At 42.3% G+C, this 13,316-nt stretch carries 8 protein-coding genes; 3 read left to right on the forward strand and 5 right to left on the reverse strand.

The window, feature by feature from the left end:
- Nucleotides 1–14 precede the first annotated feature (14 nt).
- Complete coding sequence (clpA, locus tag HMPREF0693_RS07315; RefSeq protein ID WP_004244559.1) at nt 15–2,309, forward strand: ATP-dependent Clp protease ATP-binding subunit ClpA; 2,295 nt, start codon at nt 15–17, stop codon at nt 2,307–2,309.
- A gap of 119 nt (nt 2,310–2,428) precedes the next feature.
- Here clpA and infA read toward each other — a convergent pair whose 3' ends face one another.
- From infA to trxB, 5 genes are all read right to left on the reverse strand, one after another.
- On the reverse strand, nt 2,429–2,647 hold the full coding sequence (gene infA / locus HMPREF0693_RS07320) for a translation initiation factor IF-1 (protein ID WP_004244560.1): 219 nt from the start codon (nt 2,645–2,647) through the stop codon (nt 2,429–2,431).
- A 319-nt stretch (nt 2,648–2,966) separates the two neighbouring features.
- Nucleotides 2,967–3,659, reverse strand: a complete 693-nt coding sequence (gene aat / locus HMPREF0693_RS07325; protein WP_036932268.1) for a leucyl/phenylalanyl-tRNA--protein transferase — start codon at nt 3,657–3,659, stop codon at nt 2,967–2,969.
- Nucleotide 3,660: 1 nt separating this feature from the next.
- Nucleotides 3,661–5,412 (reverse strand): heme ABC transporter ATP-binding protein/permease CydC, encoded by a 1,752-nt coding sequence (gene cydC, locus HMPREF0693_RS07330; protein WP_004244562.1) that lies wholly within the window; start codon nt 5,410–5,412, stop codon nt 3,661–3,663.
- A gap of 2 nt (nt 5,413–5,414) precedes the next feature.
- Nucleotides 5,415–7,184 carry a heme ABC transporter permease/ATP-binding protein CydD gene (gene cydD, locus HMPREF0693_RS07335; protein WP_004244563.1) on the reverse strand — a complete coding sequence of 590 codons (1,770 nt, stop codon included), beginning with the start codon at nt 7,182–7,184 and terminating at the stop codon, nt 5,415–5,417.
- 138 nt (nt 7,185–7,322) lie between these two features.
- Nucleotides 7,323–8,282 carry a thioredoxin-disulfide reductase gene (gene trxB / locus HMPREF0693_RS07340; RefSeq protein WP_004244564.1) on the reverse strand — a complete coding sequence of 320 codons (960 nt, stop codon included), beginning with the start codon at nt 8,280–8,282 and terminating at the stop codon, nt 7,323–7,325.
- Between the two features lie 542 nt (nt 8,283–8,824).
- On the opposite strand from trxB, the gene lrp reads away from it, so the two are divergent.
- Together lrp and HMPREF0693_RS07350 are read left to right on the forward strand one after the other, a co-directional pair.
- Complete coding sequence (gene lrp / locus HMPREF0693_RS07345; protein WP_004244566.1) at nt 8,825–9,319, forward strand: leucine-responsive transcriptional regulator Lrp; 495 nt, start codon at nt 8,825–8,827, stop codon at nt 9,317–9,319.
- A gap of 127 nt (nt 9,320–9,446) precedes the next feature.
- Nucleotides 9,447–13,289: a DNA translocase FtsK gene (locus HMPREF0693_RS07350; protein ID WP_036932270.1), complete on the forward strand. Its 3,843-nt coding sequence runs from the start codon at nt 9,447–9,449 to the stop codon at nt 13,287–13,289.
- Nucleotides 13,290–13,316: the final 27 nt, after the last annotated feature.

Raw genomic sequence — 13,316 nt, forward strand, 5'->3', positions numbered from 1 at the left:
AGGAGGAGGTGCTTATGCTTAATCACGAATTAGAGCTTAGTCTTAACATTGCATTCGCGAAAGCCCGTGATAACAGACACGAATTTATGACTGTAGAGCACCTGTTGCTGGCGCTATTAAGTAACAAATCGGCGCGTGAAGCATTGGAAGCTTGTAAAGTCGATTTAGCAGTCTTACGCGAAGAGCTTGAAATCTTTATTCGTAAAACGACACCTATTTTACCCGAGCATGTCGATAGAGAAACACAGCCAACCTTGAGTTTCCAACGTGTATTACAACGTGCTGTGTTCCATGTGCAATCTTCAGGTAAAAATGAAGTTTCCGGTGCCAATGTGCTAGTGGCGATTTTTAGTGAGCAAGAGTCTCACGCCGCTTATCTACTACGTAAACATGATGTTAGCCGTCTTGATGTGGTTAATTTTATCTCTCATGGCATTTTAAAAGATGATCAACAAAACAGTGATGATCAGTCTGATATGGGCGATATAAATGCACAATCTCAACAAGAGATGCCACAAGGCGATGATCGCATGGATAATTTTACCACTAACTTAAACCAGTTGGCGCGTCAGGGTAAAATTGATCCACTTATCGGCCGTCAAGCGGAATTAGAAAGAACGATACAAGTCTTATGTCGTCGACGTAAAAATAATCCATTACTGGTCGGTGAATCGGGTGTCGGTAAAACGGCAATTGCAGAAGGGCTAGCATGGCGTATTGAACAAAATGATGTGCCTGATGTGATGAAAGGCTGTACGCTCTATTCCCTTGATATTGGATCTTTATTAGCAGGCACCAAATATCGTGGTGATTTCGAAAAACGCTTTAAAGCATTATTGAAAACACTTGAAAAAGATGAAAAAAGTATCTTATTTATCGATGAAATTCATACCATCATTGGTGCTGGTGCCGCCTCTGGTGGGCAAGTTGATGCCGCTAACTTAATTAAACCACTATTATCAAGTGGTCGTATTCGTGTGATTGGTTCAACCACTTATCAAGAATTTAGTCAGATCTTTGAAAAAGATCGCGCCTTGGCTCGTCGTTTCCAAAAAATTGATGTAATTGAGCCTTCGGCAGATGAAACTGTATTAATTATTAAGGGATTGCGTCAGAAGTATGAAGCACATCACGATGTGCGTTATACCAATAAGGCCATTCAGGCAGCTGTTGATTTATCGGTTAAATACATTACTGATAGACACCTTCCTGATAAAGCCATTGATGTTATTGATGAAGCCGGTGCGAAAACCCGTTTAATTGCACCAAGTAAACGTAAAAAGACGATTAATGTCTCTGATATTGAATCGGTAGTAGCAAAAATTGCCCGTATTCCAGAAAAAACGGTTTCTAGCAGTGATAAGTCAATGCTAAAAAATCTGGATAACCAATTAAAAATGTTGGTGTTCGGTCAAGATCAAGCTATTCATGCCTTGGCTGAATCTATCAAAATGAGCCGAGCAGGTTTAGGGCAAGAGAATAAGCCGGTTGGCTCTTTCTTATTTGCCGGACCAACTGGGGTGGGTAAAACAGAAGTAACGGTCCAGTTGGCGAAAGCGCTTAATATTAAGCTACTGCGCTTTGATATGTCTGAATATATGGAACGACATACGGTAAGCCGTTTAATTGGGGCACCTCCTGGTTATGTTGGTTTTGATCAAGGTGGATTACTCACAGATGCGGTGATTAAAAACCCTTATTCTGTAGTGTTACTTGATGAGATTGAAAAAGCACATCCCGATGTGTTTAACATTCTGCTACAAGTGATGGATAACGGAACACTTACTGATAATAATGGCCGTAAAGCTGATTTTCGTAATGTGATTTTGGTGATGACAACCAATGCGGGTGTTCATGAAACGCAACGTAAATCGATAGGGTTTACTGAACAAGATCATAGCACTGATGCCATGGTTGAAATCAAAAAAGCGTTTTCCCCAGAGTTTCGTAACCGTTTGGATGGCATTATTTGGTTTAATGCGCTATCAGCCGATATTATTGCTATGGTGGTTGATAAATTTATTGTCGAGTTACAAGCTCAATTGGATGATAAAGGGGTATCGCTAGAGGTAAGTCAAGAAGCTCGCCAATGGCTAAGTGATAAAGGTTACGATAAAGCAATGGGAGCAAGACCTATGGCGCGCGTAATTCAAGAAAATCTGAAAAAACCATTAGCCAATGAAATTCTGTTTGGCTCGTTAGTTAATGGCGGATCGGTTTCTGTGACCTTAAATGACCAAGAAAATAAATTACAGTACCAATTTACTAGCCAAGAAAAATTGGCTAAAAAAGAAGATACCGTTATTTAATAATAGCGGTTTATCTTAGGCTAAAAAGCAGACACCACAGGTCAGCATCAATTCATGCTTTGCCTGTGGTGTTTTTTTTCACCCGAAATGATGATATTGCGGGAGAGAATGGATTGGGATCAACGGCTACGGAAGATGATACGGCCTTTGCTCAGGTCATATGGGGTCAGCTCAACGGTAACCTTGTCGCCTGTCAGGATACGAATATAGTTTTTACGCATTTTTCCTGAAATATGAGCGGTAACGACGTGTCCGTTTTCTAATTCTACACGGAACATCGTGTTTGGCAGAGTATCCAGTACAGTGCCTTGCATTTCAATGTTGTCTTCTTTGGCCATCTAATCCTCTAAGTTTTAATAACCATATTTTTTAAACGGCAAGATAATGCCGAAAATATTGTCCTATGTAAAGGAATGTTATTGGTTAACAAAGATGTTTGCTTTGCTAACAAGTTAATATTCCTTACCGTTACTTGTGTTTTAGTTGCTGAAAAACAAGGTTAATAACACAAGTCATAATTCTTTATTGTGCGGTATTTATTGCAATAAAATAACAACATCCAAACCACACTTTGGATGTGCAAGATGAATTTTTGTATAGACCACAGCAGTGAAATTCTATTTAAAATCTGATGGGCTTTACAAAAACGAGTGGTGATTATAATTCCAACGATTGCTGATACCAACACTTTTTATCAATAATCACCTTTTTCCAACGAGATAGCGCCTCTAAATAGCGATCTCTGGCAATTTCTATCGCACCTAATGCTGCCGTATGAGAGTTTAACACTTGGCAATCAAATAGTTGACCCCCATAACGCAGAAAATGGTTATAAAAAGCAACAAAGGCACATTTAGAAGCATTATTTCGACGACTAAACATTGATTCACCGCAGAAAACGGCACCAACGTTAACCCCATATAAACCACCGACCAATTCGTCGCCCTCCCAAACTTCTACAGAATGGGCTTCTCCTTGTTGGTGCAATGCCCGATAGCCGGTTTTTATATCAGGGCCTATCCAAGTTCCCTCATTACGTACACTACAGGCCTCAATGACATCAGAGAATGCCTGATTTAAGGTGATGGTATAAGGCGCTTGGCGTAAAAACTTACGTAACGTACGACCAATATGCAATGTTCCTGCGGGTAAGACAGCTCGGGGATCGGGTGACCACCATAACGGCGTTTCATGGGGTGTATACCAAGGGAAAATCCCCGTTTGATAAGCCTCTTTCAAACGAGCAGGGGAAATATCGCCGCCAATTGCCAATAACCCACTTGGCTCTTTTAAAGCCAAATGGGGGGCAGGAAAAGTCACATCGTGTTCATCTAATTGAAACAACGGCATATTACGCCTCATCATGTGGCATTAACAATGCTTGTCTTTGATGAAATTTAGCATACTGACCTTGCTGTTGTAATAACTGACGATGCGTGCCGGTTTCGACAATATGACCGCCATCCATCACACAAATTTTATCCATTTTATCTAGCCCAGAAAGTCGGTGGGTGATCATTAATACCGCTTTTCCTTGGCAATGTTGCTGTAATAGCGCGAGGATCTGTTGCTCTGTATCTGCATCAAGACCTTCTGTTGGCTCATCAAGTAAAATTAGTGGTGCATTATGGAGTATGGCTCTTGCCAGCCCTAAACGTCGTTGTTCGCCTCCAGAAAGCTGTCTTCCACCATCACCCATCCATGCATTTAAACCTTCATCATTTTCGACCAGTTGTTCAAGACCAACTTGGCGTAGAACATGAGTAAGCTCTTCATCTGTCGCATCTTCTTTTGCCATAATTAAGTTCTCTCTTAAAGTATGGCTAAAAACATGCACACGTTGAGGTACAACAGACATCATTGAACGTAATGTCGCTTCATCATAATCAGCAAGAGATAAATGATTTAATGTGATCACGCCCTGAGAGGGGTCGAACGCGCGATTGACTAATTGTAAGAGTGTTGATTTACCACAACCCGTTTTACCCAGTAATGCCACATGTTGTCCTGCTTCAATGGTGAGATCAACATGATTGATCACAGGCATGGGTTGATTAGGATAGGTAAAGCAGACATCCCGTAGTGTTAATGAGGCGCTCGGTTTTATCTCTCCCCCTTGGGCTGGGAAGGTGACATCGGGTTGTTGCTCAATTAAATGCGTAATACGCGTAGCCGATGTCATGACTTGCCCTAAATGTTGAAATGCGACAGTCACCGGGCCGAGCGATTCAAATGCCGCTAATGCACAGAAAGTAAAGAGAGCGATGAGTGCTTCTGGCATAAAGTGGGCATCAATACCATCGGCAGCTAACCATAAAATCAGTGTGGCGGTTAATCCCGAGGCCAAAATCATTAGCGATTGAGATAAACCAGTTAAGTTAGCTTGTTGTGCTTGACGGCGCAGCCAGCGTGCTTCAAGTTGCGCTAAATTTTGTCTAAAGCGAGGAAGGGCGCCAAAAATTGTTAATTCAGCTTGCCCTTGTAACATACTGGTGAGTACGGTGCGATATTGCCCTCTTAGATCTGTGAGATCACGACCAATGGGCTTTCCGGCATAATAAAATACAAAAGGTAATACCACCAGCAGGGTGAGCATAATACCACCTAGCGTATTTGCTAAGCGAGCATCAATAAGCCCAAGCCCAAACATAATGGTCATGATAACCACAAAGGCGGCAATTATCGGTGAGATCACCCGAATATAAAGGTGATCTAAGGTTTCAACATCAGCCACTAAACGGTTAAGTAATTCACCTTGACGAAAACGGGCGATCCCCCCAGGAGAGAGCGGTAAAATTTTCTTAAAAGTGAAAACACGCAAGTGTGAGAGTACACGAAAGGTGGCATCATGACTGACAAGACGCTCAAAATAACGCCCCGCAGTACGAAATATTGCCGCACCTCGTACCCCAGCGGCGGGTAACATATAGTTAAAACTATAAATGCCCGCAAAACCCGCTAATGACGTGCCCGCTAAGAACCAGCCAGAAAGTGTTAAAAGGCCAATACTGGCTAATAATGTTAAAATTGCCAACAAAATACCCAGTAACAGCATAAACCAGTGACGACGGTATAACGCGAGAAAAGGAAGCAGTACTCTCATGATCAAAGTTCCTCTTTACGATGAGCAAGAAGACGAGCAAAGGCACCATGTTGTTGACTGAGTGACTGATAAGTCCCAGTTTCAATGATTTGCCCTTTTTCCATTACCCAAATCTGATCATATTCCATCGTTTCTTCTAATAAGTGGGTAATCAACAGCGTCGTTTGATGTAATGAAGCTTCATTAAGCGCTTGCATAACGCGCTGTTCACTGTGAGAGTCTAAACTTGCTGCTGGCTCATCTAATAATAAAAAGTGACAAGGTGATAAAAGGGCGCGAGCTACCGCAATACGTTGGGCTTGACCAACAGAAAGACGGGCAGCATTATCACCAATAATGGTGTTTAAACCATCCGGTAATTCGTTAATAAAATCACTTACATAAGCTTTTTCAATAGCTTGATTTATCTTCGCTTCACTGGCGTTCGGATCACTTAAACGAATATTATCCAGCAGGGTTTGCTCTGGTAAGTTAGGGTTTTGTCCCACCCAGCTGATATATTGGCGCCATGCCTGTGGAGAGAGTTGAGTTAACTCAACACCATTGACGGTTAATGAGCCACGATAAGGTAAAAAACCTAACAATACATTAAGTAATGAGCTCTTACCTGCGCCACTTTGCCCGACCAGCGCAATACGCTGTTTGGGATGAATGGTAAAGTTAAGAGGGCCTGCCAGTTTGGCTCCTTGATGTGACAAAATTTCTAATTGCTGGGCAACTATTTCAATACCTTGGTCGGTATTAATAGTTTGATTACCCGTAGGTTGGGGCTGTTCACCTTCGGCTTCTAAAAACTCAACCAAAGAGCCAGCTGCACCTACCGCCTGTGCTTTAGCATGATAATAGGTGCCTAAGTCGCGTAATGGTTGGAAAAACTCAGGGGCAAGGATCAGGGCTAAAAAACCAGAAAATAACGTCACGCCTAACCCATAATCACCAAAGCTCAATTCTCCAAGATAGGAAAAACCAAAATAGACCGCGACGACCGCAATGGATACGGCGGTAAAGAATTCTAATACGCCAGAAGAGAGAAATGCCATACGTAGCACTTCCATGGTTCGCTTACGAAAGTCTTCCGTTGCATCCGTTATCTGTTTTACTTCTGCATCACCACGGTTGAATAGGCGCAATGTATCCAAACCACGTAATCTATCAAGGAAGTTGCCACTTAAGCGACCTAAGGCAAGAAAATTACGCCGGTTAGCATCTGCTGCGCCTAAGCCAACTAACGCCATAAATAAAGGAATAAGAGGGGCTGTGACAAAAAGAATTAATCCTGCGGCCCAATTAATAGGAAAAATGGTAATAAGAATAAGCAAAGGTACAATAGAGGCGAGATACATTTGCGGTAGATAACGCGCATAGTAATCTTGCATATCTTCTATTTGTTCTAGAATAATCGTTGCCCAACTTCCTGCGGGCTTGCCTTTGACCCATACAGGGCCTAGCGCTTCAAGTCTATCAAGTACTATTTTGCGAATTTGCTGTCTGACCGCCATACCACAGCGATAGCCTACACGTTCGCGTATCGCCATCACGACAGCGCGTAAAATAAAGATGCTGATAAGGATAAGGAAAGTAGTCGTATGTGTATCACGACTTAGCCCATCCATAATGAACGCTTGTAGTAGAATGGCTAATAACCATGCTTGCGCAATAATTAATAAACCACTGACTACCCCTAAAATCATTGATAGCCGTAACCAACGGCGGGCTGGAGCACTTTGCTGTTTCAGCCATCGAACCAATTCATTTTGTTTAGTTTTATCCATGAGAAAAGATTCAAATCTGCAGGTGAGATACAAAGTATCAAAAACGCCAAGAATAATAATTACTCTTTAACGACCAAGCTAGTATGTTACATGGTAAAAGGCGCTACTGAAATAGCGCCTTGAAAGGAAGTGAGGATTTTAGTTAGATTTTAGTGCGTCTAAGTAACGTTCTGCATCTAAAGCAGCCATACAACCTGTACCAGCTGAGGTAATGGCTTGACGATAAATATGATCCATTACATCACCTGCGGCAAAAACACCTTCAATAGATGTTTGGGTAGCATTGCCTTGCGTACCGGATTGAACTTTAATGTAACCGTTATCTAAGGCTAATTGATCTTCAAAAATTGACGTGTTAGGGCTATGACCAATAGCAATAAAGACGCCCATGACCTCTAGCTCTTCGGTTTTATCACTTTTCGTATCTTTTAAGCGCACTTTAGTGACACCCATATCATCACCTAACACTTCATCTAAGGTACGATCGGTATGCAAAATGATATTGCCATTCTTAACTTTGTCCATTAAACGGTCAATTAAGATTTTTTCAGAGCGGAATGAATCGCGGCGGTGGATTAGATGCACTTCTGAGGCGATATTTGCTAAATACAGTGCTTCTTCTACGGCAGTATTACCGCCACCGACAACAGCAACTTTCTGGTTACGATAGAAAAAGCCATCACAGGTTGCACAGGCAGAAACACCACGGCCTTTAAATGCTTCTTCAGAAGGTAAACCGATATAACGTGCTGATGCCCCTGTTGCAATGATCAAGGCATCACAAGTATATTCTTGTTCATCACCAAATAGGCGGAAAGGTCGGTTTTTCAGATCGACTTTGTTGATATGGTCAGAGATAATCTCGGTATTAAATTTTTCAGCGTGCTGAAACATGCGATCCATTAAACCAGGACCAGTTAATCCTTCAGGGTCGCCAGGCCAGTTTTCAACTTCAGTTGTGGTAGTGAGCTGTCCTCCTTTTTCAACACCCGTAATCAGCACGGGTTCTAGGTTAGCTCGTGCTGCATAAACTGCTGCAGTATAGCCGGCAGGACCTGAACCTAAAATAATAAGTTTGCTATGTTTGATGGTGCTCATGGATACCTCATCTTTGATTAGGCTTGATGCGAATTGAGCGATTGTAGGAGAAATAAGACGTTAAAAAAAGCCAAGAAAGGGAAATAGCGATAATATTTTAACTATTTTAGCAATAGTTAATAGTAATATAGTTTAATAATTATAGAGTTATATTGCGTTAACATCATCGAATTAACCTGAAACATTTTGCTTTACAATTGCTGTTTATCTTGCATATATAGACAATAACATAGCGCCTTGTTCTGATTTTTGCTCATTTGCTTTGACAATCCGCTGTACATTTGCGAAAACATGACTGTAAAAGATAATTATCCTCAGACGTAATAGGTATTATTTTTAGACAGACAGGGCATAGGATAGTGCTTTTGCAAGATGAATAGATAAGAATTTGGATAAAATGATTGTTTTATCCGGCATTAAATAAAAATAGATTGGTAGTTTGCTCTGACCGTTTGATACCGAGGTCTCAATATGATGCTGAAGGTGTACAGGTATGGGTATAGGAAAATAAAGTAAGAGAAAAAGAGAAAGAGAGTATAGAGATGATTGATAATAAAAAACGTCCGGGTAAAGATCTTGATAGAATAGACCGGAATATTCTAAATGAGCTTCAAAAAGATGGTCGTATCTCAAACGTTGAGCTGTCTAAACGCGTTGGTTTATCACCAACTCCATGTTTAGAGCGTGTACGCCGATTAGAACGCCAAGGATTTATTTCTGGTTATACTGCGCTATTAAACCCCCATTACCTAGATGCATCTCTGTTGGTATTTGTGGAAATCACATTAAACCGTGGTGCGCCAGATGTCTTTGAACAATTTAATATGGCTGTTCAAAAACTTGAAGAGATCCAAGAATGTCATTTAGTTTCTGGTGACTTTGACTATCTGTTGAAAACTCGTGTACCTGATATGTCTGCTTATCGTAAATTATTAGGCGAAACGCTATTACGTCTTCCTGGTGTAAACGACACCCGCACTTATGTGGTGATGGAAGAAGTAAAACAAAGCAATCGCCTAGTGATTAAAACACGCTAAGCCTGCTAATAGGTTAGTGCAAAACAGGATAAAGTTAGGTACACTCCTGTTTATGTATACAGTTTCAACGCTGGGTTATCTCAGCGTTGTTCCGTTTAAACCTTAAGTGAAACCTGGAGAGCCCTCTTTGAGCCAGGAATATACAGAAGATAAAAATATTCGTTTTACGAAGATAAGTAACCGCCGTCGTATTTGGGAAGCCCTTCTTATTTTGATAGGCATTGGTGCTATCTTTTTAATGATTTCTTTACTGAGCTTCCATCCAGCCGATCCAAGTTGGTCACAAACCACGTGGAATGAACCTATTCAAAACTTAGGTGGCAATATTGGTGCATGGCTTGCTGATATCCTTTTTTCAGCATTTGGCTTGCTCGCTTATGCAATCCCTATTGTGGTGGTATTTGGTTGCTGGAATGCATTACGTCATCAAAAAAATCGTGAATACACAGATTTTTTCTCCCTTGCATTACGTACAATTGGTGCCTTGGCTCTGGTTCTTACATCTTGTGCGTTAGCTGATCTTAATTTTGATGATATCTACAATTTTAGCTCTGGTGGGGTGATTGGTAGCTTATTTAGCAAGGCATTGCTACCTTGGTTTAATATGCTAGGTGCAACACTGGCGCTACTATCAGTATGGGCGATAGGCTTTACGCTATTTACTGGCTGGTCATGGCTGACGATTACCGAAAAGATTGGTGCGGTTATCTTAGGTGCGGTTGCTTTTATTACTAATCGTGGTCAAAAAGATATTGACTATGATGATTATGAAGAACCCGCCGATCCTATTCAGGCAGATCCCGAGGTGCTGGTGGATAACAACACACAGCCAGAACATCAACTTTCTGCGCAAATAGAACCAGATAGTGATGATATTCTCTTTTCTGCACCTTCCGCCCTTGAGTTAGCGCGTCAGCAAGAAATGGCGATCACGCCACAACATGATGATATAACTGAAACTTCAGAAGTTGCTAGCGGATCTGCAACCCCAACGATTTCAGCCACAGAGACAGTTATCGCTGAGGCGCACGAGAGCAAAGAGCGGGCAGAGCATATTGTTGATAATCAACAACCGACGCATGCCACAACCCATGATGCAGAAGTAACACCGCCATCCATTATGGCTACTCATGACGCTAGCCCAGTCACTGAGCCTGAACCTGAACACTATCGCTTTGAAATACCATCGGCATTTCTTAAGCAACAAGCGCATTCCTCTGATTCTATGGCAGACAATGGTGTCGTGACAGAAGAAGTACCGACAACCATGCCATTGACGGAAAACAAACCTATTGAGACAAACGAAGCGCCAATTGTCTCGCAAAAAACAGCGGCGGATAATAGCGACCATAGTGCATCATTATTTACGCCATCTGCTACATCAGCTACATCAACAGATAGCAATTCAGCTTCATTAACTCAAACAGCCGCCGGTGTTGCCAGTGTGGCAACAGCAACAATAGTCAGTCACGGTGCACAAGTTAAACAAGGATTAGGGCCTGAATTACCTCGACCAAATCCGGTACGATTACCAACGCGTCGAGAGCTTTATGGTATTCGTATCCCATCACAACGTGAGGCGGAATTACGCCGCCGTGAAGAAGCGCTTCAACAAGATCATGAAGACGATTTAGCGGATATACAAGAGCAGGCTAATTTCGAACAATCGTTACGTCAGCAATTTCTTGAGCAACAACGTGAGCGCTATGGTGAGGATACATCAGCAACACAAAATGTTGAGCCAACCATCACGATGTCATCAGCGACATCTAGCTCGCAGTCAACCTATGACGAGTATGACGAGTCTGATAATCAACCTTTCATTGATACCCATACCTTTTCTGCGCAAGAAACAGAAGAGGAGAGTGATGAGTATGAACAACACCTCGCTGAGCAGTTTAAGCAACAACTGCAAGAACGTTACGGTGAGGATGTTTTACAGGATGAAGATGACGAGGTATTGCCATCAGTCACGACTGGAGCATCCGAGACGTCAGCCTCGGCACAAGGGTATCATCCCCATATTCAGCACTCTTTTGCGTCTCAATCTACCCCTGTTACTCAACAGACTGATAACAGCACTCTTTATCCTAACAGTGATGCATTCTTACAAGTATCACCTCGTGATGATGAAGAAGAGGAATACACACCGACTATCGAGTTACAAGAAAATCTTGATGCATTAGGCTCGTTATCACCGGTGGATGATTTGTTAGATGAAGAGCCTGCAGAGCCTGTTTTTACGCCGATGGTAACCCCTGCAGAGCCAGTATCTTCTGTATCTTCTGTAGGGCAAACACCTATTGAGCCTCAAGCACAGATGGCTCAACATTTTGCACAGCAACAGCAACAGCAACAGCAACAGCAACAGCAACAGCAACAGCAACAGCAACAGCAACAGCAACAGCAACAGCAACAGCAACAGCAACAGTCATTAATTCATCCGTTATTAATGCGCAATGATAGGCCGTTACAAAAACCGACAACACCAATGCCATCACTTGACTTATTAACCTCTCCTCCTATGGATGATGAACCTGTTGATATGTTTGAGCTTGAGCGTATTGGTAAGTTAATTGAAGCGCGTTTAAATGACTACCGTGTTAAAGCAAAAGTGGTTGGTATTTCACCGGGCCCGGTGATCACCCGTTTTGAGCTAGAGCTAGCGCCTGGTGTAAAAGCTGCACGTATTTCAAATCTATCCCGCGACTTAGCACGTTCACTTTCCACGACGGCAGTGCGTATTGTTGAAGTTATACCGGGCAAACCTTATGTTGGGCTTGAGTTACCAAACAAAAAACGCCAAACCGTCTATATGCGTGAACTATTAGATAGTGATGCATTCCGTGACAGTCGTTCACCATTAACTGTGGTATTAGGGAAAGATATCGGTGGGCAACCTGTGGTTGCTAACTTGGCTAAAATGCCTCACTTACTGGTTGCTGGTACTACAGGTTCGGGTAAATCTGTTGGGGTGAATGCGATGATCATCAGCATTCTCTATAAAGCGAAGCCAGAAGATGTACGCTTTATTATGATTGACCCGAAAATGTTGGAATTATCGGTTTATGAAGGTATTCCGCATCTGTTAACCGAAGTGGTCACAGATATGAAAGATGCTGCGAGTGCTTTGCGCTGGAGTGTCGCAGAAATGGAACGCCGTTATAAATTAATGTCCGCATTAGGGGTACGTAACCTTGCGGGCTATAACGAAAAAATTAAAGAAGCGGAAGCCATGGGGCGTCCAATTCCAGATCCACTATGGAAACCTTCTGACAGCATGGCACCTGAGTTGCCTATGTTAGAAAAAGAGCCTTATATTGTGGTCATCGTCGATGAGTTTGCTGATCTAATGATGACCGCGGGTAAAAAAGTGGAAGAATTAATTGCTCGCTTAGCACAGAAAGCACGTGCGGCGGGAATTCACTTAGTATTAGCCACTCAGCGCCCTTCAGTGGATATTATTACTGGTTTAATTAAAGCGAATATTCCAAGTCGCATCGCATTTACCGTATCGAGTAAAATCGACTCGCGCACTATTTTAGACCAAGGTGGTGCCGAATCCTTGTTAGGTATGGGTGATATGCTTTATGCCCCTAATGGCTATATGCCAGAGCGTGTACATGGTGCATTTGTCAGCGATGATGAAGTACATGCGGTTGCAACAGACTGGAAAGCACGTGGCCGACCTCAATATATTGAAGCCATTACCAAATGTGGTGAAGAAGGCGAAGGTGGCAATGGTGGTGGTTATGATGATGGTGAAGAGCTTGATCCGCTATTTGATCAGGCCGTAGAATTTGTGGTTGAAAAACAGCGAGTCTCCATTTCCGGTGTACAGCGTCAATTTAGAATAGGCTATAACCGTGCAGCTAGAATTGTTGAGCAGATGGAGATGCAGGGTATTGTCAGTGCACCTAATCACAATAATACGCGTGATGTATTATCACCACCGCCAGCAGAAATGTAATATCTTGAAAACAGAGTTATCAGCGCT

It is taken from the genome of Proteus mirabilis ATCC 29906, from assembly GCF_000160755.1.
In the GTDB taxonomy this organism is placed as follows: domain Bacteria; phylum Pseudomonadota; class Gammaproteobacteria; order Enterobacterales; family Enterobacteriaceae; genus Proteus; species Proteus mirabilis.

What these genes read in the sequence shown, in the direction of transcription:
- lrp (WP_004244566.1), top strand. Translation starts at nt 8,825, where the DNA reads ATGATTGATAATAAAAAACGTCCGGGTAAAGATCTTGATAGAATAGAC.
- aat (WP_036932268.1), bottom strand. Translation starts at nt 3,659, where the DNA reads ATGCCGTTGTTTCAATTAGATGAACACGATGTGACTTTTCCTGCCCCC.
- cydD (WP_004244563.1), bottom strand. Translation starts at nt 7,184, where the DNA reads ATGGATAAAACTAAACAAAATGAATTGGTTCGATGGCTGAAACAGCAA.
- infA (WP_004244560.1), bottom strand. Translation starts at nt 2,647, where the DNA reads ATGGCCAAAGAAGACAACATTGAAATGCAAGGCACTGTACTGGATACT.
- cydC (WP_004244562.1), bottom strand. Translation starts at nt 5,412, where the DNA reads ATGAGAGTACTGCTTCCTTTTCTCGCGTTATACCGTCGTCACTGGTTT.
- trxB (WP_004244564.1), bottom strand. Translation starts at nt 8,282, where the DNA reads ATGAGCACCATCAAACATAGCAAACTTATTATTTTAGGTTCAGGTCCT.
- clpA (WP_004244559.1), top strand. Translation starts at nt 15, where the DNA reads ATGCTTAATCACGAATTAGAGCTTAGTCTTAACATTGCATTCGCGAAA.